Here is a 26,374-nt window from a genome sequence, read left to right as displayed (position 1 = left end):
TTAATCTGTTCTTTAAGTAATTGTGATTGAGCGGTTAACAATAAGAAATATCATTTGAAAAAGTTTAGTACATTTTTCCTATTTTTGCCAAACATAACAAAATACAATAAACTCTAAAGTGTGAAATTTACAGCACAACAAATAGCAGGGATTTTAGAAGGTGATGTGGTTGGAAATCCAGATGCTGAAGTGTCTAAACTTTCTAAAATTGAAGATGGTTTTGAAGGCTCTTTAACGTTTTTAGCGAACCCTAAATACACACCACACATATATAGCACTAAAGCTTCGGTTACTATTGTGAATAAAACTTTTATTCCAGAAAACAATATAAAAACAACCTTGATTAAGGTAGATGATGCTTATTTGGCATTTTCTAAAATTCTTGAATATTATAATGCCATTAAGCTTAATAAAGTTGGGGTAGAACAGCCTTCATTTATTTCAGAATCTGCAACTTATGGCGATGCTGTTTATATTGGTGCGTTTTCATATATTAGCGATCATGTTAAAATAGGAAACAATGTTAAAATATTTCCAAATACCTATATAGGAGAAAATGTCTTTATTGGAGATAATACTATTATTTTCTCTGGAGCTAAAATTTATTCTGAAACCATTATTGGTAATTCCTGTGTTATAAACTCTGGTGTTATTATAGGGGCGGATGGTTTTGGGTTTGCGCCCAATGAAAAAGGAGGTTATAACAAAATACCTCAAACAGGAAATGTGATTATTGAAGACTATGTAGATATTGGTGCTGCTACTACCATTGATAGAGCAACTATGGGGTCGACCATCATTCGTGAAGGTTCAAAATTGGACAACCATATTCAAATTGCACACAATGTTGAAATTGGTAGAAATACCGTTATTGCAGCTCAATGTGGTGTTGCTGGTTCCACTAAAATTGGTAATAATTGTCAAATTGGTGGTCAAGTAGGTATTGCAGGCCACATCATTATAGGTAATAATGTAAAAATTCAAGCGCAATCTGGTATTGCAAGGAATGTGAAAGATAACGAAGTGCTTCAGGGTTCACCAGCATTAAGTTTAACCGACTATAATAAATCGTACGTTCATTTTAAGAACTTACCTAAGATTGTTAGAAATATTAATGATTTAGAGAAAAATAAATGGGAATAATAACTACTGAAATTAATCAAAAAACCATAAAGAACGAAATTTCTTTAACAGGCGTTGGTTTGCACACAGGAAAAAATGTAACCTTAACTTTTAAACCAGCAGAAGCAAATACCGGATTAGCTTTTAAACGTGTTGATTTGGAAGGAATGCCCGTTATTGAAGCCGATGCCAACTATGTTACTAACACACAACGCGGTACCTGCTTAGAGAAAAACGGTGTCATTATACAAACTTCAGAGCATGTATTAGCAGCTTTGGTTGGTTTGGATGTTGATAATGCTATTATTGAACTGAATGCTTCTGAGCCTCCAATTATGGATGGGTCTTCTAAATTTTTTGTTGAAGCCATAGAAAAAGCTGAAGTGGTAGAGCTTGATGCTTTTAGGGAAGAATATGTAATAACAGATATTGTTTCATACATTGATGAAGAATCGGGTAGTGAAATATTAGTAATGCCAGCAAAAGAATACCAAATTACTACCATGGTAGATTTTGGCACCAAAGTTTTAGGGACACAAAATGCAACTTTAAACCAAATTTCAGATTTTAAAGAAGACATTTCCAACGCTAGAACCTTTAGTTTCTTGCACGAAATCGAAATGCTTTTAAAAAATGGACTAATAAAAGGAGGAGATTTAAACAATGCCATTGTTTATGTAGATAAGCCATTATCTACAGAAACTATGGAAAAACTTCGAATTGCTTTTAAGAAAGACACTATTGCTGTAAAACCAAATGGAATACTAGATAATTTAACATTGCACCATCCTAATGAAGCTGCAAGACATAAATTATTAGATGTTTTGGGCGATTTAGCTCTTGTTGGAACCCGCATTCGTGGTAAAGTAATAGCTAATAAACCAGGACATTTTGTAAACACCCAATTTGCTAAAAAGCTTTCAAAACTTATTAAAAACGACCGTCGTAATAATGTGCCGAATATTGATTTAACTCAAACACCTTTAATGGATGTGAATGAAATTATGGCCATGTTACCACACCGTCAACCATTTTTAATGATTGATAAGGTTTTTGAATTAACGGATAGTTATGTAACGGCCATGAAAAATGTGACCATGAATGAATCCTTTTTTGCAGGTCACTTTCCAGGAGCACCCGTAATGCCAGGTGTTTTAATAGTTGAAGCTATGGCACAAACGGGCGGTATTTTGGTTTTAAATACGGTTCCAGACCCTGAAAATTATTTGACTTTTTTCATGAAAATGGACAATGTTAAGTTTAAACAAAAAGTAGTTCCGGGCGATACTTTAATTTTTAAATGTTCGTTAATTACACCTATTCGTCGTGGTATTTGCCACATGCAAGGATACGCCTATGCAAACGGAAAACTTTGTGCAGAAGCAGAGCTTATGGCTCAAATATCAAAAGTTAAATAATTAAAATCTGGTTTCAGATTGTTAAAATATAATAAGCAATAAATGAATCAACCACTAGCTTACGTGCATCCAGGTGCTAAAATTGCAAAAAATGTTGTTATAGAGCCATTCACCACTATCTATAATAATGTAACTATAGGTGAAGGAACTTGGATAGGGAGTAATGTTACCATCATGGAAGGTGCTCGTATTGGTAAAAATTGTAATATTTTCCCTGGTTCAGTTATTTCCGCTGTTCCACAAGATTTAAAATATAACGACGAAGAAACTACCGTAGAAATAGGTGATAACGTTACCATTAGAGAATGTGTTACTATTAATAGGGGTACCGCTGATAGAATGAAAACTGTTATTGGTAATAATTGTTTAATTATGGCTTATTGCCACATTGCGCACGATTGTGTGGTGGGTAATAACTGTATTTTTTCTAACAACAGTACGCTTGCAGGACATATCACTATTGGCGATTATGTGGTTTTAGCAGGTATGACGGCGGTTCATCAATTTGTTTCGGTAGGTAATCATGCCTTTGTAACTGGTGGATCTTTAGTTCGTAAAGATGTGCCCCCTTTTGTAAAAGCAGCAAGAGAGCCTTTATCTTATGTTGGTATTAACTCTGTTGGTTTACGAAGACGTGGCTATTCAACTGAAAAAATTAGGGAAATTCAGAATATATATAGAATTCTATATCAAAAAAATTACAATAATACCCAAGCAACCGAAATTATGGAAGCTGAAATGGAAGCAACTCCAGAGCGTGATGAAATCCTTCAGTTTATAAAAGATTCCCAAAGAGGTATTATGAAAGGGTATTTCAAATCGAACTAAATAGTTAAGTCGTTTGTATTGGAGATGATTATTCATTTCCAACAAAAAGCATTCAACTCACTAATAAACAAATTAATAAAAAACACCAAACAACAAAATGGCAAGTACAAGTGATATTAGAAACGGATTATGTATTAGGTATAATAACGATATTTATAAAATCATAGAATTTTTACACGTAAAACCAGGTAAAGGTCCTGCGTTTGTAAGAACAAAAATGAAAAGTGTAACTAATGGAAAAGTGTTAGATAATACATTTTCTGCGGGACATAAATTAGAAGATGTACGTGTTGAAACCCATAAATTTCAATTTTTATATAATGATGGGGAGTTTTATCATTTTATGAATACTGAAGATTATACACAAATTCAATTAAGAGAATCTGCTTTAGATAATCCAGGTTTAATGAAAGAGGGAGAAGTAGTTACGGTTATTATAAATGCTGAAGATAATATGCCACTTTCTGTGGAAATGCCTGCGAGTGTTGTTTTAGAAGTTACAGCTACCGAGCCAGGTGTAAAAGGTAACACCGCAACGAATGCAACCAAACCTGCTACCGTTGAAACAGGAGCTATCGTTAACGTACCATTGTTTATTAATGAAGGCGACAAAATTAAGGTTGAGACAGAAAAAGGCACTTATAAAGAACGCGTAAAAGAGTAAAGAGTTTATTTGTTGATGCGTTTTATTGGTATAAACAGTTCAACAATTTAACGATTAAACAATTCAACATATTAAATGAAGTTTCCAATCCCATATACTCTAAAACAAGTTGCTCAACTAATTGATTGCAATTTTGTTGGTAATCCCGATTTTTCGGTGTTAGGCATGAACGAAATCCATGTTGTTGAAGCTGGTGATATTGTTTTTGTAGACCATCCTAAATATTACGATAAGGCATTAAATTCCGCAGCCACCATTATTTTAATTAATAAAGAAGTGGCTTGTCCAGAAGGAAAAGCATTATTGATTAGTGATGACCCTTTCAGGGATTTTAATAAGTTAACCGATTTTTTCAAGCCCTTTCAAGTAGCTATAAGTAGTATTTCCGACTCTGCTGTCATTGGAGCAAATTCGGTAATTCAGCCCAATGCTTTTATAGGGCATAATGTGGTGATTGGTGAAAATTGCATCATACATGCCAATGTTAGTATTTATGACGATACGGTTATTGGCAACAATGTAACCATTCATTCAGGAACCGTTTTGGGTGCGAATGCCTTTTACTATAAAAAAAGACCAGAAGGTTTTGATAGATTAAAATCATGTGGACGTGTTGTTATTGAAGATAACGTCGATATTGGCGCCAATTGCACTATTGATAGAGGCGTAACTGGTGACACAACTATAAAAGAAGGATCTAAATTGGATAATTTAATCCAAATTGGTCATGATACCGTTATTGGCAAAAGATGCTTAATAGCGTCTCAAGTTGGTATTGCAGGATGTGTAGTGGTAGAAGATGAAGTCACATTTTGGGGGCAGGTGGGCTGTACAAGTGGCGTAACCATTGGAGAAAAGGCTGTACTTCATGCGCAGGCTGGTATTAGTAAGTCGCTAGAAGGCCATAAAACCTATTGGGGAATTCCTGCTCAAGATGCTAGAATTGTTATGAGGGAGATGGCAAACATCAAACAAATACCTGAAATATTACAGTTTATAAAATCAAAAAAATAAATCTATAAAGCTGTAAAAAGTATAAGCAAAAAAAGTATTTTTGTGCAGCTTTATTCAAATAAAAAACGATAAAATGAGTGTTTTAGTAAACAAAGATTCAAAAATAATAGTTCAAGGTTTTACGGGAAGTGAAGGAACATTCCACGCAACCCAAATGATTGAATACGGTACCAACGTTGTGGGTGGTGTTACCCCTGGAAAAGGTGGTCAAACTCATTTGGACAAACCAGTTTTCAATACTGTTAAAGATGCTGTAGAGCAAGTAGGAGCAGATACAACCATTATTTTTGTACCACCAGCTTTTGCTGCCGATGCTATTATGGAAGCTGCCGATGCAGGTATAAAAGTCATTATTACTATTACAGAAGGTATTCCTGTTGCCGATATGATTACGGCTTCAAACTACATAAAAAATAAAGATTGCCGATTAATTGGCCCTAACTGTCCAGGTGTTATCACTCCAGGCGAAGCTAAAGTTGGTATCATGCCAGGTTTTGTTTTCAAAAAAGGTAAAGTAGGTATTGTTTCTAAATCAGGAACTTTAACTTATGAAGCTGCAGATCAAGTAGTAAAACAAGGTTTAGGTATCACAACGGCCATTGGTATTGGTGGCGATCCAATTATTGGTACAACAACTAAAGAAGCTGTTGAATTATTGATTAACGACCCAGAAACTGAAGCCGTTGTAATGATTGGTGAAATTGGAGGTCAATTGGAAGCTGATGCTGCAAACTGGTATAAAGCAAGTGGTAGTAAAAAACCAATTATAGGTTTTATTGCTGGTGAAACGGCTCCTGCGGGACGTACCATGGGACATGCTGGCGCTATTGTTGGTGGTAGTGATGATACAGCACAGGCAAAAAAGAAAATCATGAGAGCATGTGGTATTCACGTGGTAGATTCGCCTGCTGAAATAGGAAAGAAAGTTGCTGAAGTTTTAGCATAAAATCTTTTAAAATATTTGAAAGACCTCGCAATAATTTGTGAGGTTTTTTATTTGTTGCAATTTGTATTTGTTATATTTGAAAATAAGAAATAACCAACCATTCATTTAACGCGTCATTTAAGTGTTATTAAGAAATTAAAATAAGTTATATGAAATTATTAGAAGGAAAAACAGCCATCATTACAGGAGCCAGTAGGGGTATTGGCAGAGGTATAGCCCAAATTTTTGCAGCTCAAGGCGCTAATATTGCGTTTACATATAGTAGTTCTGTGGAGGCTGCTAACGAACTTGAAAAAGAATTAAATGCTCAAGGCATTAAAGCAAAAGGTTACAAAAGTAATGCGGCTAGTTTTGATGAAGCTCAAAAATTAGCAGAAGATGTGGTTGCTGAATTTGGTAGTATTGATGTATTAGTTAACAACGCAGGCATCACAAAAGATAATTTATTAATGCGTATTACCGAAGAAGATTTTGATACCGTTATTGAAGTGAACTTAAAATCGGTTTTCAACATGACGAAAGCCGTTCAAAAAACCATGCTAAAACAACGAAAAGGTTCTATTATTAATATGAGTTCGGTTGTTGGAGTAAAAGGAAATGCTGGTCAAACCAATTACGCAGCGTCTAAAGCAGGTATTATTGGTTTTTCAAAATCAGTTGCTTTAGAATTAGGATCAAGAAATATTAGAAGCAACGTAGTTGCTCCAGGTTTTATTGAAACTGAAATGACAGCAAAACTTGATGAAGAAGTTGTAAAAGGATGGCGCGCAGGAATCCCCTTAAAACGTGGAGGAACACCTGAAGACGTAGCAAATGTGTGTGTGTTTTTAGCAAGCGATATGAGTGCGTATGTTACAGGACAGACACTAAATGTTGATGGTGGTATGTTAACCTAATTTTTCATTCCTGCGAATGCAGGAATCTCATCAATTTAAATTTAAAGTTATTTAATGAGTTCCTTAACTCTAATTTACATCATACTATCTGGGATAATCGCTCTGTTATTAGCAGGTTTTCAGTATTATACAAAAAAGAAAAGCATGTCTAAATTGAACATGCTTTTTTTGTTTTTAAGGTTTTTAACCATATTTTCCGTGTTTTTATTGCTAATTAATCCCAAATTAGAGCAAATAACACTTTCTACAGTAAAGCCTAATTTGGTGATTGCGGTAGATAATTCAAGTTCTATAAAGTACTTAAAACAAGGTGAAGAGGCCATTCGTTTGGTCGAAAAATTAAAAACTAATAAAGATTTAAACGATAAATTCAATATAGAAACCTATACTTTTGGTGACAAATTAAAAACTTCAAATGAGATTCAATTTAACGAAAAGCAAACCAATATTGCTGATGCTTTTGGACAATTATCCCAAATTTACAAGCAAACCATTTCACCAACTATTTTAATTACCGATGGTAACCAAACGTTTGGAAATAGCTATGAATTCGTCAACAACGATTATAAACAACCTATTTACCCTATTATTTTAGGAGATTCGATTCAATATACAGATTTAAAAATTCAACAGTTAAATGTTAATAAATATGCGTATTTGAAAAATCAATTTCCTGTTGAAACCATTTTGGTTTATAATGGTGATGATTCTGTTAATTCTAAACTAGTAGTAAAAAGTGGTAATACCGTTGTGTATTCTGAAAACGTAAACTTCACAAAACAGAACAATTCTAGGGTTATCGATTTTAAACTTCCTGCAAATGCTGTTGGTGTACATGAATATAAAGCATCATTAGAGCCATTGGCAAACGAAAAAAACACCATCAATAATTTTAAAAATTTTGCGGTTGAAGTTATTGACCAAAAAACAAAAATAGCGTTGGTAAGTGATATTGTTCATCCTGATTTGGGTGTTTTAAAAAAGACTATTGAAAGCAATGAACAACGCTCGGTATCTATTTTGAATTCAAAAGAAATATTAAATCAAATAAATGATTTTCAATTAGTTATTTTATATCAACCAAACAATAAGTTTAATATTTTAATTGAGCGTTTAGATTCAGAAAACAAAAACAGATTCACAATTATTGGCACAAAAACAGATTTGAATTTTCTAAACAAAATCAATAATACATATTCATCTGAAATAACAAATCAAACCGAAAACTATCAAGCTGAATTAAATAAAAGTTACGCACCATTCCTTATTGAAGATATTAATTTTGAATCGTTTCCACCTTTAAATTCGCCTTATGGTTCTACAAAATTCTCAGTGCCTTTTGAAACTATTTTAAATAAAACAATTAATGGTATTTTAAAAAAAGATCCGTTATTAGCGACGTTTGAAACCAGTGGTAGGCGAGAAGCAGTGATGTTTGGTGAAAACATATGGCAATGGCGTGCACAAAGTTATTTAAATGATAAATCGTTTAATGCGTTCGATGATTTTATAGGGAAACTCATTCAATATCTGGCTTCTAACAAACAAAAAAACAGATTGAATGTAGAATACGAATCATTTTATAACGGCAATACCAATGTGATTGTAAAGGCTGAATTTTTTGATAAGAATTACGAATTTGATACCCGAGAAACATTAACTATTACTGTAAAAAATACCGCTACAGAAGAAACCAAAACGTTTCCCTTTATTCTAAATAGTACCAATTATCAAGTAGATTTAAGTAGTTTGCCAGCTTCCGACTATAGCTTTACCGTAAGTGTTTCAAACGAAAACATTTCAAAATCAGGAAGTTTTAAAATATTGGAATATAATGTTGAGCAACAATTTTTAAATGCCGATGTAACAAAACTTCAGCAGTTGGCTACTAATAGTGAAGGCAAACATTTTTTTGTGAACAATACCGAAGGTTTAATAAAAAACCTTTTAAACGACAATAGATTTGCTACCATTCAAAAAAGCAATAAAAATAGATTATCTTTGATAGATTGGAAATATCTACTCATCATTATTGCTTTAAGCTTGTCGATAGAGTGGTTTTTAAGAAAATATAACGGATTAATTTAAATAAATTTATAAATGGAAAAATTACCAAAAGTAGCATTCCCTGTAATCATTGGGGCCATCATTTTAATTGTAATATTAGCAAAATCTGCCGTAACTATAGGCTCGGGTGAAGCAGGCGTATTATTCAAAACCTTTGGCGAAGGTGTTGTAATTGATGAGCCCGCTTTAGGAGAAGGTTTTCATATAGTGGCACCTTGGAACAAAGTTTTTGTTTATGAAGTAAGACAACAGGAAATATTAGAGAAAATGAATGTTTTATCTTCAAATGGGTTAGATATTAAGTTAGAAGCCTCTGTTTGGTTTCAACCAGATTATCAAAATTTAGGGAAGTTGCATCAAGAAAAAAGTGAGATGTATAAAGAGCGTGTATTGCTTCCCGCTATTCGTTCAGCAGCTCGTAGTGTTGTTGGTCGTTACACGCCAGAACAATTATACTCTAGTAAAAGAGATGCTATTCAACAAGAAATTTTTGAAGAAACCAAAAAAATTGTTGGTGCTCAATATATTCAATTAAATGAAGTTTTAGTGCGCGATGTAACACTACCATCTACCATTAAAGATGCTATTGAACGTAAATTGAAACAAGAGCAAGAATCATTAGAATATGAATTTAGATTGGTGACTGCATCTAAAGAAGCTGAAAAAGTAATTATTGAAGCAGAAGGTAAAGCGGAATCTAACAGAATTTTAAGTGCTTCTTTAACCGATAAAATTTTACAAGACAAAGGTATTGACGCTACAATGAAATTAGCAGAATCTCCAAACAGCAAAGTTATAGTTATTGGTTCGGGTGATAGTGGCTTGCCTATTATTTTAGGAAATCAATAGTGAATAGAAAAAATAATTCAGAAATTTTAAAGATATTTTGAATTATAGCTAATTATTTTTACTTAAATATATATTATATCTAATACTCATAAGATTTGTTATATTTATTTGGAATAATCCACCATAATTTATGATATTTGCGAAAGTAAAAAACAAAAAAAATGAACTTTATTCAATTTCATCATCATCATTTTCAAATTTGCTCTCAAGCGAAGTGAAGATGTATTGAATAAAATCAACATATTTTTATAAACCCGTTTGAGACAATCAAACGGGTTTTTAATTTTTAATCCAATTAGATTGTTTCAAACTCATAAAAACAAGACAATGAGTACATTAAGAATTGCAGTACAAAAATCAGGTCGTTTACACGACGAATCTATGGAATTACTAAAAGATATTGGTATTTCTATTGATAATGGCATCGATCAATTAAAAGCATCCGCAAGAAATTTTCCTGTAGAAGTTTTCTATTTAAGAAATGGCGACATTCCTCAATATTTAAAAGATGGCGTTGTAGATGCCGCTATTATTGGTGAAAATGTTTTAATTGAAAAAGGAAACGGTATAAACATCGCAGAAAAATTAGGTTTTTCTTCGTGTCGTGTTTGCGTAGCGGTGCCAAAAACCATGGATTATAAAAGTATAAAAGATTTAGATGGTAAGCGCATTGCAACGTCATATCCATATACAGTTCAGAATTTTTTAGATGCTCAAGGTGTTACGGCAAACCTTCATATTATTAACGGTTCGGTTGAAATAGCACCAAATATTGGACTAGCCGATGCTATTGTTGATATTGTTTCAAGCGGAAGCACCTTATTTAAAAACAATTTAAAAGAGGTTGAAATGATATTAAAATCGGAAGCGGTTTTAGCAGTTTCCCCAATTTTAGATGCTGAAAAACAAGCCATTTTAGATAAAATTCAGTTTAGAATTAAATCTGTTTTACGAGGAAGAGAGTCTAAATACGTATTACTTAATGCGCCAAATGACAAAGTTCAAGACATCATTAATGTGTTGCCAGGAATGAAAAGCCCAACGGTTTTACCACTTGCAGAAGCAGGTTGGAGTTCAATACACTCAGTAATCAGCAAAAATGCGTTTTGGGATGTTATAGACGATTTGAAGGCCAAAGGTGCGCAAGGTATTTTAGTGTGTCCTATTGAAAAAATGGTGCTTTAAAAGAATTTATGTGTTTAATCGTTGATGTTTTAGTTTGTTAACGATTAAGCTATGAAACGATTCAACGATTCAACAATAAAGAAGATGCAAATAATTAAAAATCCAAATAAAAACGAATGGCGTCAAGTTTTAAAACGACCTACACAAACTGTTGGAGATATTGAAGCTACAGTTATTCAAATATTTGATGATGTTTCTAAAAACGGCGATGCTGCTATAAAAACATATACATTAAAATTTGATGGTATTTCTTTAGAGTCTAATATTGTGACTTCTGAAGAAATTCAACAAGCTATTGCTAAAGTTCCCGAAAATCTTCAAAAGGCTATAAAAAAAGCAAAAAATAATATAGAAGTTTTTCATATAGCGCAAAAAACTGCTAAAATTGAAGTTGAAACAACCAAAGGTGTACAATGTTGGCAAGAAAAACGCGCCATTCAGAAGGTCGGCTTGTATATTCCTGGAGGTACTGCACCCTTATTTTCAACGGTTTTAATGTTGGCGGTTCCAGCACAAATAGCAGGTTCTAAAGAGATTGTTTTGTGCTCACCACCAAATAAACAAGGTGATTTAGCCCCCGAAATATTATTTACAGCCCATTTATGTGGTGTGACTAAAATTATAAAAGTAGGTGGTATTCAAGCTATTGCAGGTTTAACGTTTGGAACGGAAACCATTCCGCAGGTATATAAAATTTTCGGACCTGGAAATCAATTTGTAACAGTAGCTAAGCAATTGGCTACGAAACATGGTGTTGCTATCGATATGCCAGCAGGACCCAGTGAATTGTTAGTAGTTGCAGATGAAAGCGCCAATGCTTCATACATTGCTTCAGATTTGTTAAGTCAAGCGGAGCATGGAACAGACAGTCAAGTTATTTTAGTTTCAACATCTCAAGCTATAATTAATGATGTTTCAGAAGAAGTTGAAAAACAACTTAATGAACTTCCGCGTAAAGCGATTGCGGAAAAATCCATAGCTAATTCAAAATTAATTTATGTTGAAAATGATGAAATTGCACTCGATTTAATAAATGAATACGGTCCAGAACATTTCATTATTTGTTCACAAAATGAAGATTTTTATGTGAACAATATTGCTAATGCAGGCTCAGTTTTTATAGGCGATTATACGCCAGAAAGTGCTGGTGATTATGCTTCAGGAACCAATCATACCTTACCAACCAATGGGTTTTCAAAAGCCTATTCTGGCGTAAATTTAGATAGTTTTTCAAAAAGTATGACGTTTCAAAAAATATCAAAAGAAGGCATTTTGAATATTGGTGAAACTATTGAACTTATGGCAGAAGCGGAAGGGTTGCAAGCGCATAAAAATGCAGTTTCAATACGATTAAAGGATTTAATTCCTGCGAAAGCAAGAATCTCAAAAAAATAGTTCAAAGATTATTATGAACATACAAGATTTAATTCGCCCAACCATAAAGGCATTAAAACCATATTCTTCCGCACGTGATGAGTTTCAAGGTGTGACCGATAATATGGTGTTTTTAGATGCTAACGAAAATCCGTTTGAAAACGGCGTAAATCGTTATCCAGATCCGCATCAAAGCAAATTGAAAGCAATTCTTTCTGAAATTAAAGGTGTTTCAGCAAAAAACATCCTTTTAGGAAATGGAAGCGATGAAGTTTTAGATTTAATTTACAGAGCGTTTTGCGAGCCAAATGAAGATAACGTGGTTATTTTACCGCCAACGTATGGTATGTACGAAGTGCTTGCAAATTTGAATGCTATCGCCATTAAAAAATTAAATTTAGATGAAGCATTTGAACCTAAAGTTGAAGCTATTTTAAATAGTGCCGATGCCCATAGCAAACTGCTTTTTATTTGTTCGCCAAACAACCCATCAGGTAATAGTTTTACAACCGGAGCTATTGAAAAAATGGTGTCCAATTTTAAAGGCATTGTGGTTATTGATGAAGCCTATATTGATTTTTCAACAGAAAAAAGTTGGTTAACACGATTAAACGAATTTCCTAATTTAATCATATCGCAAACCTTATCAAAAGCTTATGCCATGGCAGGAATTCGTTTAGGAATTTGTTATGCTTCCGAAGAAATTATAACGGTTTTAAATACTATAAAACCACCTTATAACATCAACGAATTAACGCAGAAAAAAGCGATTGAATTACTTTCTATCAAAGATTTAGCAAGTAATCAAATAGTTGATATTTTAAAAGAACGTGAAGCTATGGTTGCAGAATTAAAATCTGTCAGATATATTTCAAAAATTTATCCATCGGATGCTAATTTTGTGTTAGTTAAAGTGGATGATGCTAATAAACGTTACAATCAACTTATTGAAAAAGGCATTGTTATTCGTAACAGAACGACACAACCGGGTTGTGAAAACACCTTACGTTTAACAATAGGAACTTCCAAAGAAAATAAAATATTAATAGATACCTTAAAATCTATCTAATGAAGAAAGTATTATTTATAGACCGTGATGGTACATTAATTAAAGAACCTGCAGATGAGCAAGTAGATTCTTTTGAAAAACTTATATTTTACCCTAAAGTATTTCAATTTCTAAGTAAAATTTGCAAGGAATTGGATTATGAAATTATCATGGTTACAAACCAAGATGGGTTGGGAACACCTGATAATCCATCAGAAAAATTTTGGCCTATTCACAACTTTGTATTGAACACATTCAGAAATGAAGGTATTGAATTTAAAGAAGTTTACATTGATGAAACGTATGCAAAAGACAATGCGCCAACCCGTAAACCAAACACTGGTTTATTAACTAAATTTTTTACCAACCATTACGATTTAAAAAATTCTTTTGTAATAGGAGACAGACTTACAGATGTTGAATTAGCAAAAAATCTAGGTTCTAAAGGGATTTTTATTAATGATGAAACCCATTTAGGAACTAATGAAATTACGGTTAAGCGAGAAGAATTAGATCCTTATATAGCTCTTGAAAGCAACGATTGGGAAGAAATTTACAATTTTTTAAAGCTTGAAGATAGAGTTCAAGAAATAACACGTAACACTAATGAAACTCAGATTTATATAAAATTAAATTTAGATGGTTCTGGTAAAAATGATATTCATACAGGCTTGTCTTTTTTCGACCATATGCTTGATCAAATTGGGCGTCATGGCGCTATGGATTTAACGGTGAAAGTGAATGGCGATTTAAATGTAGATGAACATCACACCATTGAAGATACCATGATTGCTCTAGGCGAATTATTCAACAAAGCTTTAGGAAATAAATTAGGCATTGAACGTTACGGTTTTTGTTTACCTATGGACGATTGTTTAGCACAAGTGGCAGTCGATTTTGGTGGCAGAAACTGGTTAGAATGGGATGCCAAATTTAAACGTGAAAAAATAGGGGATATGCCAACCGAAATGTTTTATCACTTATTTAAATCGTTTACTGATGGTGCAAAATGTAATTTAAACATCAAAGCGGAAGGTACAAACGAGCATCACAAAATAGAAGGCATTTTTAAAGCTTTTGCAAAAGCTATGAAAATGGCTGTAAAAAGAGATGCTAACAAAATGTTTTTACCTAGTACAAAAGGAATGCTTTAAATTTACGAATCTAGATTTTAGATTTACGAATTGAAATCGTAAATCTAAAATCGTTAATCAAAAATCAATTGAAATTAGTTATAATTAATTACGGAGCTGGAAATATAAAAAGTATTCAATTTGCTTTTAAACGTTTAGGAATTGACGCTATTTTGTCTGATAGTCCAGAAGAAATTTTAGCTGCCGATAAAATTATTTTTCCAGGAGTAGGTGAAGCAAGTTCTGCAATGAATATGCTTAAAGAAACGGGCTTAGATGTGTTGATTCCTCAATTAAAACAACCTGTTTTGGGTATTTGTTTAGGTATGCAATTACTTTGTGAATATACCGAAGAAGGAAACACTAAAGGTTTGGGTGTTTTTAAAACCAATGTAAAACGTTTTGATAATAATGTGAAAGTCCCTCAAATGGGTTGGAATGTTATTAAAGAGTTGAAATCAGATTTGTTCAAAGGCATCAAAGAAAATGAATATATGTATTTAGTGCATAGCTATTACGCCGAACATTGCGAAGAAACTATCGCTACAACCGATTATGGTTTGAATTACGCATCTGCACTACAACATAAAAACTTTTACGGTGTTCAATTTCACCCAGAAAAGAGTAGTTTAGCAGGAGAACAAATTTTGAAGAATTTTTTGGCTCTTTAGAGCCATTCTGAACTTGTTTCAGAATTTTGAACGAAATTTTTAATGTTGAGTCATTATTGTTACATATTATCTGATAAAAACAGAAAATTTCTTTATGTTGGCTATACTTGTGATATAAAAAAACGAATGACTCAACATAAATCAGGAAATGGGTCAAATTTCACAAAAAAATATTTTGTTTTTGATTTGATTTATTTTGAAATCTTTAATAGTAGTATTTTAGGAAGAAACCGAGAAAAGCAATTAAAGAATTGGCATAAAGAATGGAAATGGAATTTGGTAAGAATGTCAAATCCTGAATTAAAAACATTAGAAATATAAAAAGACCCTGAAATAAATTCAGGGTTGATTAACAAGTTAATCAATGAGAATAATACCAGCAATAGATATCATAGATGGAAAATGTGTGCGTTTAACCAAAGGCGATTACGACACAAAAAAAATCTATAATGAAAATCCGCTTGAAGTTGCTAAAATGTTTGAAGCTTCGGGTATTGAATATTTACATTTAGTAGATTTGGATGGAGCGAAAGCGCAGCATATTGTAAATTATAAAGTTCTTGAGCAAATTTCATCTAAAACGAGCTTAAAAATCGATTTTGGAGGTGGTTTAAAAACTAATGAAGATTTACATATTGCCTTTAATTCTGGTGCAAAACAAATCACGGGTGGTAGTATTGCTGTAAAAGATCCAAAAACATTTGAGGGCTGGATATCAAAATATGGTGCTGCCAAAATTATTCTGGGAGCTGATAGTGATAATGGAAAAGTTTCTATAAGTGGATGGATGGAACAAAGTAAAGAAGATGTAATTCCATTTATTAAAGACTATCAAAAGAAAAGTATTCAGTATGTTATTTGTACCGATATTTCAAAAGATGGGATGCTTGAAGGGCCTTCAGTAGAATTATATCAGCAAATTATATCTGAGTGTAGTCATGGAAATAGTGGTCAATCCATTAAATTAATAGCGTCTGGAGGTATTTCTGATATTTCGGAATTACCTATTCTAAAAGACCTGGGTTGTGAAGGTGTTATTATAGGAAAAGCTATCTATGAAAACCGAATCAGCTTAAAACAACTTGAAAAATTTGTATAAAATATGCTTACCAAACGAATCATTCCTTGTTTAGATATTAAAAACGGACGCACCGTAAAAGGTGTTAATTTTGTAGATTTACGTGACGCTGGCGACCCCGTTGAACTTGCTAAGCAATACGCCGATATGGGTGCAGATGAATTAGTTTTCCTCGATATTTCGGCAACTTTGGAAGCAAGAGCAACCACTTTAGATATGGTTTTGCATGTAGCAGAACAAGTAAATATTCCGTTTACAGTAGGTGGTGGTATTTCATCTGTTGAGCATGTAGACGCCTTGTTGCATTGTGGTGCAGATAAAGTATCTATCAATTCTTCCGCAGTAAAAAGACCTGAATTGGTGAATGAATTGGCTGACAAATTTGGAAGTCAATGTGTAGTAGTAGCCATTGATGCTAAAGAAGTTAATGGGAATTGGAAAGTACATTTAGCTGGCGGTAGTATACCAACAGATATCGATTTATTTGAATGGGCAAAAGAGGTAGAGCAACGTGGAGCTGGTGAAATTTTGTTCACATCGATGAATCATGATGGTACTAAAAACGGATTTGCAAATGAAGCGTTAGCTAAACTTTCAACCTTGCTAAACATCCCCATTATAGCCTCGGGTGGTGCTGGTAATGTGCAGCATTTTGTAGACACCTTTAAAGACGGAAAAGCAGATGCAGCCTTGGCTGCAAGTGTGTTTCATTTTGGTGAAATACCTATTCCGGAACTTAAAAAAGAATTAAAAAAACACAATATAGAAGTACGATTGTAAAGCCTCCTAACCCCAAAGGGAGAACTTTCACTCAATTAAAAATATAATATGAATAATAAAAAAGATACAAGTATTATTTCTCCCCTTTGGGGGGAGTTAGAGGGGGCTTTAGTCCCAGCTATCATACAAGACGCCACAACAAAAAATGTGTTAATGCTGGGTTATATGAATGAAGCGGCATATAATAAAACTTTAGAAACAAAACAGGTTACTTTTTTTAGTAGAAGTAAGCAACGTTTATGGACAAAAGGTGAAGAAAGTGGTAACTTTTTAAATCTTGTAGATATTAAAAATGATTGTGATCATGATACGCTTTTAATTCAAGTAAATCCAGCAGGGCCAACTTGCCATAAAGGAACCGATAATTGTTGGGGAGAAGAAAACACCCCTAATTATAGTTTTTTATCAACTTTAGAAGCTGTTATTGCGGAACGTGTTGCTAATAAAGATACCAACAAATCTTATGTAGCGAGTTTGTTTGCAAAAGGCATTAATAAAATAGCTCAAAAAGTAGGCGAGGAGGCTGTTGAAACTGTCATAGAAGCGATGGATACTAATGATGAATTATTCTTGTACGAATCGGCAGACTTACTATTTCATTATTTAATGCTATTACAAGCCAAAGGTTTTACTTTAAAAGATATTGAAGCAGAGTTGAAAAGTCGCCATAAATAAAATTCATCATACATTTTTTTTGAAAAAGTATTTCTACGTTTTTACCATTCAATATTTAGGCTATCGTTTTCACGGTTGGCAAAAGCAACCCAATGTAAAAACGGTACATTTAATGGTTGATAGAACCTTAAATTTTATATTGGAAGGTAAAACGTTTAAAAGCTTAAGTTCTGGTAGAACCGATGCGATGGTTTCTGCAGAATGTGCTGCTTTTGAATTGTTTTTAGAAGAACCTTTAGAAGATCAAGATGCTTTTTTAGAACTTTTCAATCACAATTTACCACAAGATATTCGTGCATTAACTATTAAAGAAGTAGATGCTAAATTCAACATCATTAATCATTCAAAAATAAAAGAATATTTATATTTATTCGCTTTTGGTGAAAAATGCCATCCTTTTTGTGCGCCCATCATGACTACTATTCTGGATGATTTAGATATTGATATCATGAAACAAGGTGCCAAACTTTTTGAAGGTGAACATTATTTTAAATCGTATTGCTTCAAACCAACGGAAACTGGTATCTATAATAGAGAAATAATAACTTGCGAATTGGTTGAAAACACCATATATAGCGCCAATTACTTCCCAAAAAAAACATATATATTAAGAGTTCGAGGTAAAGGTTTTATGCGCAACCAAATAAGGCTCATGATGGGAACACTTATCGATTTAGGAAAAGGAAAATTAACTTTGCAAACCATTCGGCAAAGTTTAGAACAAGACTGCTTTATTAAAATGGAATACATAGCGCCAGCCTCTGGACTTATTTTAAATAGTATCGAATTCTCTTAGTTAAACCCCATCGTTTCTATTAAAAAACCTTTATTAAAACTGATTATCAGTTGTTTAACTATGTTTTTCATGTGAATTATACAATTTATAATAAAAAACATGTAACACATAACGCACCCATAATTCGCAATTTTGTATTCATAGAAGTTAAATCTTCAAAAATTAATATGAATCTTTAAAATTTAAAATTATGTTACGTTGGACAATCACATTTATAATTATAGCATTAGTTGCAGGAGTATTAGGTTTTTCGGGTATTGCGGGTGCATCAGCTGGAATAGCAAAAATATTATTCTTCATATTTATAGTACTCTTCATATTATCATTAATAAGAGGTGGATTTAGTAAAAGTTAATATCTACAAAAAATCATTAACCAATAAATCTATTTAAAATGAAAAATATAATTTATGCATGTTTATTCTTGTTTACCGGTAGTATATGGGCGCAAGAAAAACCAAAAAATATCTCAGAGGAATCCACCATTAAAACCGTAAAAACTAATGATGGATCTGGAATTGTTGAGAAAAAAATTAAAGTGACCACGAGGTCTGAACAAGGGATTGAATTTGATGAACAGGACGAAAATAAACGAGATAAAAACGTTATAGATAGTCCTGTAAAAGTTAAGAAAACCATTGAGGTCGATAACGACATAGGAAGCTCATACGATTCTAAAACAGAAATTGGATATTATCAATTTGATGGAAAACAATATGGTTTCAAGAAAGTAGATAATGGGTTTTCTGTTTTATTGAACGATGACGATTCTCCCAGTGGAAATATAGTTAAATTCAACAAGGAAAATCATTACATATATCAGAATGGGAATGATACAGGTATTGGCTATTTTAATGAAGATGGCAGTTTTACCATTGAATATTATGACCAAAATACTAGAAAAGTAATAAGTCAAGATTTTATATTGCAACAGAAATAGTTAATGTAAGGGTTAATTAATGATGTTTTAAAAGTCCTGTTTTAACAGGACTTTTTTGTATTTTAGAAAACTTTAACAAGATAACGCTATATTAAAAACGCATATGAAAATCCAAAAAGAAACTTTAGACTTTTTCAAGAATTTAGAAAAAAACAACGATAGAGATTGGTTTAATGAACATAAACCAGAATTCAAAAAAATTGAAAAAGAGGTGAAAGTTTTTTATAATTCTGTATTGAAAACTTTGAATGAACATGATGAAGTTGATAAACTAAAGATGTTCCGTATTTATCGCGATGTGCGTTTTTCAAAAAATAAAGCGCCTTATAAAACACATTTTGGTGGTTCTTTTAACAGAGCCAAACCAAAACTAAGAGGCGGCTATTATTTACACATTCAGCCTAATAATGAAAGTTTTATTGCAACAGGTTTCTGGGAACCTTCACCAGCCGATTTATTGCGTATTCGTAAAGAATTTGAAATGGATGCTACCGAAATTAGAGCTATTTTAAAAGACAAAACCTTCAACAGTATTTGGGGAGATTTTGTGGGCGACGAAGTAAAAACAGCACCAAAAGGGTTCAGTAAAGATCACGAAAACATTGATTTAATAAAAAAGAAGCAATACATTTTTGTTAAAAAATATACCGATTCAGAAGTATTAAGTGATGGTTTTATTGAAGATGTAAACAAATCATTTAAAGCAATTCGCCCATATTTTAATTATATGAGCGATGTGCTTACTACCGATTTAAATGGTGTGTCTCTTATATAATTTCCGTAATGACGTATTTGTTTTGGTTAAACTCAAAACTGGTATTTACGGGTTTATTTATTAAAAGCTGCCCAATTGGTGAGTTTACCGAAATGGCATAAAAAACGTCGTCATCTAAATCAATTTTTCCAATGCTTGTAGAAATGTAAAAATTCATAACATTCGTTTTTACAATGCTCCCAAGTATGGCATCGGTACTTTCAATATTCGTTTTTATATTGCTTAAATAGTCTTTGATTTTTTTTGCGTCGTTTAAATACGCCATGTTTTTCTCTAAATCATTTAATAATTTACCACTACCGGAATCGTCACCTTCCGAGTTTCCTTTGTCGGTACTTTCAATAGATTCTTTTATTAAATTAACTTCTTCTTTGTAATCACTTATGCGTTTATCAACGCGCTCATTACAAATTTGCAATAGTTTCTGTTTTGTTGTCATTAAATGTTTTAAACTGCTTTTAGCACTTCTGGTTGTTCAAAAAGTTGCACGTTACTAATCAATCTATCTTTCACAATTTGCATCATACGCTTATTTAAAGCCGAAGAATTTTGAATATAAATTGAATATTCTTCTACAGTAAACAAACCTATTACCATGCCTTTTAGTGAGTTACGAAACTTAATATCTTTATTTACAGCATTTTCAATATACAATAAACGCTTTTCTAAAGAGTAGCCGTAAAACACCATTTTATGCTTGGCAATATAGTTTTTAAAAACTTCAATAAACAAATCATTTTGCAATTTTATTATTGGGCGTAAAACTAAATTTTGAAACCGCTCGTCATTACTCATCGTATCATTAATTGTTGAGCTTTGAATTTCGGGACGAATGCTTTTTAAGTTGAATTGTCGAGTATTCATAATTGAAGAGTTTTTATTAAAATTATAGAATATTAAAGTTTTAAACCCTTGAAAGCATTTATAGTTGTTAACGGGGTTATTAACATCACAGATTTTTTTATCTTTAAACAAAAAAAATAAATGAAGTTTGGAAGCGTTAAAAATCCAGAACAAATTGACTTTACTTTACCTATAGATCACCCTGAAACCAAACGTGTTTTAAACAGATTCAAAGATGATCATATTCTCGAAATTTATGTAGGTTGCGCTAAATGGAATAAAGCCGATTTAAAAGGATTTTATCCCAAAGGCACTAAAGATGAGTTGGTATATTATTCCAGTCAATTTAATTCTATTGAGTTAAATGCAACGTTTTACAGAATTTTTCCTGCGGAACAGTTTGCAACATGGTATGATAAAACGCCAGGAAATTTTAAGTTTTTCCCAAAACTAAATCAAGAAATTAGTCATTGGAAACGTTTGCAAGAAACTAAAGATGTTGTTGAACATTATCTTTATAATGCATCGAATCTAAAAGAAAAATTAGGAACTATTTTTTTACAAATGAATGATAATTTCTCTCCAAAAGACTTTAATCGTGTTATCCAATTTGTAGAAGATTGGCCTAAGGAAATGCCGCTGGCTATGGAATTTAGACACACCAATTGGTATAATGATGCTTCCATTTCCACCGAATTATTTCAGCTTTTAGAAGCAAACAACATTTCAAATATCATAGTAGATTCTGCCGGAAGACGCGATATTATGCACATGCGTTTAACCAATGCTACGGCATTTGTACGTTATGTAGGTGCGAATCATGCCAGCGATTACGGACGTTTAGATGCTTGGATTGAAAGACTAAAAGACTGGAAACAGCAGGGTGTAAAAGAAATAGATTTCTTTATTCATCAAAACATTGAAAAAGAGTCGCCTTTACTTTCAGCTTACTTTATAAAAAAACTTAATAATAATTTAGGTTATAATTTAAAAATCCCTAATGAAGATTTACAACAAAAATTACTATAAAAAAGATTGATTTATGAGATTTCATACAAGAAAATGGATAAAACCAGAAGATTTAAATGCTAACGGAACCCTATTTGGAGGCCGATTATTGGATTGGATCGATGAAGAAGCAGCACTATACACCATCATTCAACTTGAAAATCAAAAAGTAGTTACCAAGTATATGAGCGAAATTGATTTTAAAGCCTCTGCAAAACAAGGAGATATCATTGAAATTGGTATTGATGTTGTAAAATTTGGAAAAGCATCTTTAACCCTGAGTTGTAAGGTTAGAAACAAAATGACACATGAAACCATTATTACCATTTCAAACATTGTAATGGTTAATCTAGGACCCGATGGAAAAGCAAAACCGCACGGAAAAACACAAATTGAATATGCCGTAGACCGTTTGAAATAGTTTTATAGTCTGTTTACTTTAAAAATTACAATCAATTTTGCTATTCTTTTAAAAGATTGTCGATTTTTTTGGTTTCCATTAATAATACTATAAAAATAAATAAGCGTAGGTCTTAAAATTTGTTATATCCATAGTAAAAATGGTAGTTTTTCCTAACTTTGCTAGCCTTTTGGCTAATCGGGTATACATTAGCATAAAATTCAAAAAGATTTAAAATTAAAGAAAATAGAATATGAGCAAAACATTGTTTGACAAAGTATGGGATTCGCATGTTGTTAGGAAGATTGAAGGAGGACCAGATGTGTTCTTTATAGACCGTCATTTTATTCACGAAGTTACAAGTCCAGTAGCATTTCTTGGGTTAAAAAGTCGTGGTTTAAAAGTACTATATCCAGAACGTACCTTTGCAACGGCAGATCATAACACACCAACGATTAATCAACATTTACCTGTTGAAGATCCGTTATCTGCAAACCAATTAAAAGCGTTAGAAGATAATTCAAATGAATATGGCATTAGCCACTGGGGACTAGGTCACCAAAAAAATGGTATTGTTCACGTTGTAGGTCCTGAAAACGGAATTACGTTTCCAGGTGCAACGATTGTTTGTGGCGATTCGCACACATCTACACACGGTGCCTTTGGTGCTATTGCATTTGGTATTGGTACTTCAGAGGTTGAAATGGTATTGTCTACACAATGTATCATGCAACCAAAACCTAAAAAAATGCGCATTAATGTAAATGGGCAATTAGGAAAAGGAGTGACTCCTAAAGATGTTGCTTTGTACATTATTTCACAACTATCTACTTCAGGAGCTACAGGTTATTTTGTAGAATATGCTGGAGATGTGTTTGAAAACATGACTATGGAAGGTCGTATGACGGTTTGTAACTTATCAATCGAGATGGGTGCCCGTGGTGGTATGATTGCTCCAGATGAAACGACTTTTGCTTATTTAAAAGATAAACCATTATCTCCAAAAGGAGCAGAATGGGATAAAGCTGTTGCACATTGGAAAACATTAAAAACTGAAGCAGGAGCAACGTTTGATAAAGAATTAACCTTCAAAGCTAGCGATATTGAACCTATGATTACCTACGGAACAAATCCAGGTATGGGTATGGGTATATCTAAACACATTCCTAATGCCGCAGATTTAGACGGAGGTGTTGCAACTTATAAAAAGTCTTTAGACTATATGGGTTACAACGAAAATGATGCTATGATTGGTAAGAAAATCGATTATGTGTTTTTAGGAAGTTGTACCAATGGTAGAATTGAAGATTTTAGAGCATTTGCTTCTATTGTAAAAGGTAAGAAAAAAGCAGATAATGTAACCGCTTGGTTAGTTCCAGGTTCTCATGAAGTTGAAGCTTTAATTAAAGAAGAAGGTATTTTAGATATCCTTAATGAAGCTGGATTTGTATTAAGACAACCTGGTTGTTCTGCATGTTTGGCTATGAATGATGATAAAGTACCTGCTGGAAAATATGCCGTAAGTACATCAAATAGAAACTTTGAAGGGCGTCAAGGTCCAGGTTCTAGAACATTATTGGCGAGTCCACTTGTAGCCGCAGCAGCAGCTGTAACAGGTGTAGTAACAGACCCAAGAGATTTGTTATAATCCCTTAAATTCCCTACGGGACTTTTTGAGGATTCGACTAAACAAATCAACGATTAAACAAAAAACAAAATACAAAAATGGCATACGATAAATTCACAATATTAACAAGTACAGCGGTTCCATTACCATTAGAAAATGTGGATACCGATCAAATTATACCAGCACGTTTCTTAAAAGCAACAAAACGTGAAGGTTTTGGCGATAACTTATTTCGTGATTGGAGATATAATAACGATAATTCACCAAAAGAAAATTTCGTACTAAACAACCCTATTTACTCAGGAAAAATCTTGGTAGGAGGAAAGAATTTCGGTTCTGGTTCTTCAAGAGAGCATGCAGCTTGGGCGGTTTACGATTATGGTTTCCGTTGTGTAGTATCTAGTTTCTTTGCTGATATTTTTAGAAATAACTGTTTGAATGTTGGTGTATTGCCAGTTCAGGTTTCTGCTGAATTTTCAGAACAAATATTCAACGCTATTTACGACGACCCAAATACAGAAATTGAAGTAAACCTTCCAAATCAAACCATTACTATTAAGTCAACTGGTGCTCAAGAATCTTTTGAAATTAATAGTTACAAAAAAGAAAATATGCTGAATGGTTTTGATGATATTGATTATCTACAAAACATAAAAGGAGACATAGAAACCTTTGCAAACGGTTTGCTTCTATAAATGGCTCCTAAGAAAATTGAAATAATGGACACGACATTGCGCGATGGTGAACAAACCTCGGGCGTGTCGTTTTCTGCTTCTGAAAAACTTACTATCGCAAAACTTTTACTTGAAGAGTTAAAGGTGGATCGTATTGAAATTGCTTCGGCACGTGTGTCTGAAGGTGAGTTTCAAGCAGTATTAAGTGTTACCAATTGGGCGAAAGAAAACAATTATTTAGATAAGGTTGAAGTTTTAACTTTTGTTGACAATGGTGTATCCATTGATTGGATGCTTGAGGCAGGAGCTAAAGTTCAAAACCTGTTAACTAAAGGTTCATTAAATCATTTAACTTATCAGTTAAAAAAGACTCCTAATCAGCATTTTAAAGAAATAGAAGAAACTATTACTTTAGCTAAAAAACACGGTATTGAAACCAATATATATTTAGAAGATTGGAGCAACGGGATGCGTAATTCCAAAGACTATGTTTTTGAGTTTTTAGCTTTTTTAGCAACACAACCAGTGAAGCGCATCATGCTTCCAGATACTTTAGGAGTTTTAACCCCTTCTGAATCTTATGAGTTTATAAAAGAAACTAAAGATAAATATCCGAATTTACATTTCGATTTTCACGCACATAATGATTACGATTTAGGTGTAGCAAACGTTGTGGGTGCCTTAAATGCGGGAGCCGATGGTTTACACTTAACGGTAAATGGTATGGGTGAACGCGCAGGAAATGCGCCCATGGGGAGTACCGTGGCGGTTATAAATGATTTTTTACCTCATGTTACCATAGGTGTTAATGAAACCTTTTTATACACCATGAGTAAATTGGTGGAAAGTTTTTCAGGTATTATGATTCCTGCGAACAAACCGATTATTGGAGCCAATGTGTTTACACAAACAGCTGGAATTCATGCAGATGGTGATAATAAAAAGAATTTATATTTCAGCGATTTAATGCCCGAACGTTTTGGGAGAACCCGAAAATATGCTTTAGGTAAATCGTCTGGGAAAGCCAATATCCAAAAGAATTTACAAGAATTAGGGTTAACTCTTAATGATGAAGATTTAAAGAAAGTAACCCAACGCATTATTGAATTGGGTGACAAAAAAGAAGTTGTTACTAAGGAAGACTTGCCCTATATTATTTCCGATGTGTTGGATAGTTATTCCTATGAGGAAAAGGTAAAAGTAAATTCGTATGTATTAACACATGCTAAGGGTTTAAAGCCATCTACTACGGTTTCCATTTCTATTAATGGGGAAACTTATGAGCAAAATGCACAAGGCGATGGACAATTTGATGCTTTCATGAATGCCCTTAGAAGCATTTATATTACCAAGAAAAAGGTTTTGCCAGATTTGATAGATTATGCGGTAAGAATACCTCCTGGTAGTCATTCGGATGCGTTATGTGAAACTATAATTACATGGAAAAGTCCAGAAAAAGAATTTAAAACTCGTGGTTTAGACTCCGATCAAACGGTTTCGGCCATTAAAGCCACCGAGAAAATGTTGAATATAATAACTAATTAAGAATTACGAATTTGAAATT

Annotated in this window: 29 protein-coding genes; 27 read left to right on the top strand and 2 right to left on the bottom strand. The window is 32.9% G+C overall.

Annotated elements, in window-relative coordinates:
- Positions 1 to 120: 120 nt before the first annotated feature.
- The 22 genes from lpxD (at position 121) to EV196_RS13195 (ending at position 20,258) form a co-directional block, all read left to right on the top strand.
- Entirely contained in the window at positions 121 to 1,143 is a 1,023-nt protein-coding gene (gene lpxD / locus EV196_RS13300) for a UDP-3-O-(3-hydroxymyristoyl)glucosamine N-acyltransferase (RefSeq protein ID WP_132218263.1), read from the top strand.
- Positions 1,134 to 2,540 carry a bifunctional UDP-3-O-[3-hydroxymyristoyl] N-acetylglucosamine deacetylase/3-hydroxyacyl-ACP dehydratase gene (locus EV196_RS13295; RefSeq protein WP_132218262.1) on the top strand — a complete coding sequence of 469 codons (1,407 nt, stop codon included), beginning with the start codon at positions 1,134 to 1,136 and terminating at the stop codon, positions 2,538 to 2,540. Before lpxD ends, EV196_RS13295 begins: the two co-directional genes overlap by 10 nt.
- 42 nt (positions 2,541 to 2,582) lie before the next feature.
- Positions 2,583 to 3,368, top strand: coding sequence for an acyl-ACP--UDP-N-acetylglucosamine O-acyltransferase (gene lpxA, locus EV196_RS13290; RefSeq protein WP_132218261.1), 786 nt, complete (start codon positions 2,583 to 2,585; stop codon positions 3,366 to 3,368).
- A 97-nt stretch (positions 3,369 to 3,465) separates the two neighbouring features.
- Positions 3,466 to 4,032 (top strand): elongation factor P, encoded by a 567-nt coding sequence (efp, locus tag EV196_RS13285; protein ID WP_132218260.1) that lies wholly within the window; start codon positions 3,466 to 3,468, stop codon positions 4,030 to 4,032.
- 75 nt (positions 4,033 to 4,107) lie between these two features.
- Positions 4,108 to 5,046: a UDP-3-O-(3-hydroxymyristoyl)glucosamine N-acyltransferase gene (locus EV196_RS13280; protein WP_132218259.1), complete on the top strand. Its 939-nt coding sequence runs from the start codon at positions 4,108 to 4,110 to the stop codon at positions 5,044 to 5,046.
- Between the two features lie 73 nt (positions 5,047 to 5,119).
- Positions 5,120 to 5,992 carry a succinate--CoA ligase subunit alpha gene (gene sucD, locus EV196_RS13275; protein WP_132218258.1) on the top strand — a complete coding sequence of 291 codons (873 nt, stop codon included), beginning with the start codon at positions 5,120 to 5,122 and terminating at the stop codon, positions 5,990 to 5,992.
- Between the two features lie 149 nt (positions 5,993 to 6,141).
- Positions 6,142 to 6,888 carry a 3-oxoacyl-[acyl-carrier-protein] reductase gene (gene fabG / locus EV196_RS13270; protein ID WP_132218257.1) on the top strand — a complete coding sequence of 249 codons (747 nt, stop codon included), beginning with the start codon at positions 6,142 to 6,144 and terminating at the stop codon, positions 6,886 to 6,888.
- 54 nt (positions 6,889 to 6,942) lie between these two features.
- On the top strand, positions 6,943 to 8,976 hold the full coding sequence (locus tag EV196_RS13265; RefSeq protein WP_132218256.1) for a vWA domain-containing protein: 2,034 nt from the start codon (positions 6,943 to 6,945) through the stop codon (positions 8,974 to 8,976).
- 12 nt (positions 8,977 to 8,988) lie between these two features.
- A complete protein-coding gene (locus tag EV196_RS13260) occupies positions 8,989 to 9,804 on the top strand; it encodes a prohibitin family protein (protein ID WP_132218255.1) in 816 nt (271 codons plus the stop codon).
- A gap of 327 nt (positions 9,805 to 10,131) precedes the next feature.
- The gene (gene hisG, locus EV196_RS13255; RefSeq protein ID WP_132218254.1) at positions 10,132 to 10,989 is read left to right on the top strand and encodes an ATP phosphoribosyltransferase; all 858 of its coding nucleotides are present in this window, start codon (positions 10,132 to 10,134) and stop codon (positions 10,987 to 10,989) included.
- A gap of 84 nt (positions 10,990 to 11,073) precedes the next feature.
- On the top strand, positions 11,074 to 12,384 hold the full coding sequence (hisD, locus tag EV196_RS13250; protein ID WP_132218380.1) for a histidinol dehydrogenase: 1,311 nt from the start codon (positions 11,074 to 11,076) through the stop codon (positions 12,382 to 12,384).
- Between the two features lie 13 nt (positions 12,385 to 12,397).
- Positions 12,398 to 13,432: a histidinol-phosphate transaminase gene (hisC, locus tag EV196_RS13245; RefSeq protein ID WP_132218253.1), complete on the top strand. Its 1,035-nt coding sequence runs from the start codon at positions 12,398 to 12,400 to the stop codon at positions 13,430 to 13,432.
- The gene (hisB, locus tag EV196_RS13240; protein WP_132218252.1) at positions 13,432 to 14,565 is read left to right on the top strand and encodes a bifunctional histidinol-phosphatase/imidazoleglycerol-phosphate dehydratase HisB; all 1,134 of its coding nucleotides are present in this window, start codon (positions 13,432 to 13,434) and stop codon (positions 14,563 to 14,565) included. Before hisC ends, hisB begins: the two co-directional genes overlap by 1 nt.
- Positions 14,566 to 14,633: 68 nt before the next feature.
- Positions 14,634 to 15,215 carry an imidazole glycerol phosphate synthase subunit HisH gene (hisH, locus tag EV196_RS13235; protein WP_132218251.1) on the top strand — a complete coding sequence of 194 codons (582 nt, stop codon included), beginning with the start codon at positions 14,634 to 14,636 and terminating at the stop codon, positions 15,213 to 15,215.
- A 42-nt stretch (positions 15,216 to 15,257) separates the two neighbouring features.
- Positions 15,258 to 15,536, top strand: coding sequence for a GIY-YIG nuclease family protein (locus EV196_RS13230; protein ID WP_132218250.1), 279 nt, complete (start codon positions 15,258 to 15,260; stop codon positions 15,534 to 15,536).
- A gap of 43 nt (positions 15,537 to 15,579) precedes the next feature.
- Complete coding sequence (gene hisA, locus EV196_RS13225) at positions 15,580 to 16,314, top strand: 1-(5-phosphoribosyl)-5-[(5-phosphoribosylamino)methylideneamino]imidazole-4-carboxamide isomerase (protein WP_132218249.1); 735 nt, start codon at positions 15,580 to 15,582, stop codon at positions 16,312 to 16,314.
- A gap of 3 nt (positions 16,315 to 16,317) precedes the next feature.
- The gene (gene hisF, locus EV196_RS13220) at positions 16,318 to 17,073 is read left to right on the top strand and encodes an imidazole glycerol phosphate synthase subunit HisF (RefSeq protein WP_132218248.1); all 756 of its coding nucleotides are present in this window, start codon (positions 16,318 to 16,320) and stop codon (positions 17,071 to 17,073) included.
- 48 nt (positions 17,074 to 17,121) lie between these two features.
- Positions 17,122 to 17,748 carry a bifunctional phosphoribosyl-AMP cyclohydrolase/phosphoribosyl-ATP diphosphatase HisIE gene (gene hisIE, locus EV196_RS13215; RefSeq protein WP_132218247.1) on the top strand — a complete coding sequence of 209 codons (627 nt, stop codon included), beginning with the start codon at positions 17,122 to 17,124 and terminating at the stop codon, positions 17,746 to 17,748.
- 19 nt (positions 17,749 to 17,767) lie between these two features.
- Complete coding sequence (locus tag EV196_RS13210) at positions 17,768 to 18,544, top strand: tRNA pseudouridine synthase A (protein WP_132218246.1); 777 nt, start codon at positions 17,768 to 17,770, stop codon at positions 18,542 to 18,544.
- Between the two features lie 190 nt (positions 18,545 to 18,734).
- Complete coding sequence (locus EV196_RS13205; protein ID WP_132218245.1) at positions 18,735 to 18,899, top strand: DUF1328 domain-containing protein; 165 nt, start codon at positions 18,735 to 18,737, stop codon at positions 18,897 to 18,899.
- A 38-nt stretch (positions 18,900 to 18,937) separates the two neighbouring features.
- Positions 18,938 to 19,483 carry a hypothetical protein gene (locus EV196_RS13200; RefSeq protein WP_132218244.1) on the top strand — a complete coding sequence of 182 codons (546 nt, stop codon included), beginning with the start codon at positions 18,938 to 18,940 and terminating at the stop codon, positions 19,481 to 19,483.
- Between the two features lie 103 nt (positions 19,484 to 19,586).
- Positions 19,587 to 20,258 (top strand): DUF2461 domain-containing protein, encoded by a 672-nt coding sequence (locus EV196_RS13195; protein ID WP_132218243.1) that lies wholly within the window; start codon positions 19,587 to 19,589, stop codon positions 20,256 to 20,258.
- Here EV196_RS13195 and EV196_RS13190 read toward each other — a convergent pair.
- Both EV196_RS13190 and EV196_RS13185 read right to left on the bottom strand, forming a co-directional pair.
- On the bottom strand, positions 20,251 to 20,697 hold the full coding sequence (locus EV196_RS13190) for a hypothetical protein (RefSeq protein ID WP_132218242.1): 447 nt from the start codon (positions 20,695 to 20,697) through the stop codon (positions 20,251 to 20,253). The two genes, EV196_RS13195 and EV196_RS13190, sit on opposite strands and share 8 nt — an antisense overlap.
- Positions 20,698 to 20,705: 8 nt before the next feature.
- Positions 20,706 to 21,122 (bottom strand): glyoxalase, encoded by a 417-nt coding sequence (locus tag EV196_RS13185; RefSeq protein ID WP_132218241.1) that lies wholly within the window; start codon positions 21,120 to 21,122, stop codon positions 20,706 to 20,708.
- 120 nt (positions 21,123 to 21,242) lie between these two features.
- Between EV196_RS13185 and EV196_RS13180 the strand changes: the two genes are divergently transcribed.
- The 5 genes from EV196_RS13180 (at position 21,243) to EV196_RS13160 (ending at position 26,355) form a co-directional block, all read left to right on the top strand.
- Entirely contained in the window at positions 21,243 to 22,130 is an 888-nt protein-coding gene (locus EV196_RS13180) for a DUF72 domain-containing protein (protein WP_132218240.1), read from the top strand.
- A gap of 13 nt (positions 22,131 to 22,143) precedes the next feature.
- On the top strand, positions 22,144 to 22,530 hold the full coding sequence (locus tag EV196_RS13175) for an acyl-CoA thioesterase (protein WP_132218239.1): 387 nt from the start codon (positions 22,144 to 22,146) through the stop codon (positions 22,528 to 22,530).
- A gap of 232 nt (positions 22,531 to 22,762) precedes the next feature.
- Positions 22,763 to 24,157 carry a 3-isopropylmalate dehydratase large subunit gene (gene leuC, locus EV196_RS13170; RefSeq protein ID WP_132218238.1) on the top strand — a complete coding sequence of 465 codons (1,395 nt, stop codon included), beginning with the start codon at positions 22,763 to 22,765 and terminating at the stop codon, positions 24,155 to 24,157.
- Positions 24,158 to 24,234: 77 nt separating this feature from the next.
- Positions 24,235 to 24,831: a 3-isopropylmalate dehydratase small subunit gene (gene leuD, locus EV196_RS13165; protein WP_132218237.1), complete on the top strand. Its 597-nt coding sequence runs from the start codon at positions 24,235 to 24,237 to the stop codon at positions 24,829 to 24,831.
- Positions 24,832 to 26,355 carry an alpha-isopropylmalate synthase regulatory domain-containing protein gene (locus EV196_RS13160; RefSeq protein ID WP_132218236.1) on the top strand — a complete coding sequence of 508 codons (1,524 nt, stop codon included), beginning with the start codon at positions 24,832 to 24,834 and terminating at the stop codon, positions 26,353 to 26,355.
- The last annotated feature ends 19 nt before the right edge of the window (positions 26,356 to 26,374 follow it).

This window comes from Mariniflexile fucanivorans, from assembly GCF_004341235.1.
Taxonomy (GTDB): Bacteria; Bacteroidota; Bacteroidia; order Flavobacteriales; family Flavobacteriaceae; genus Mariniflexile; species Mariniflexile fucanivorans.
This window is presented reverse-complemented; position numbering and strand designations above follow the sequence as displayed.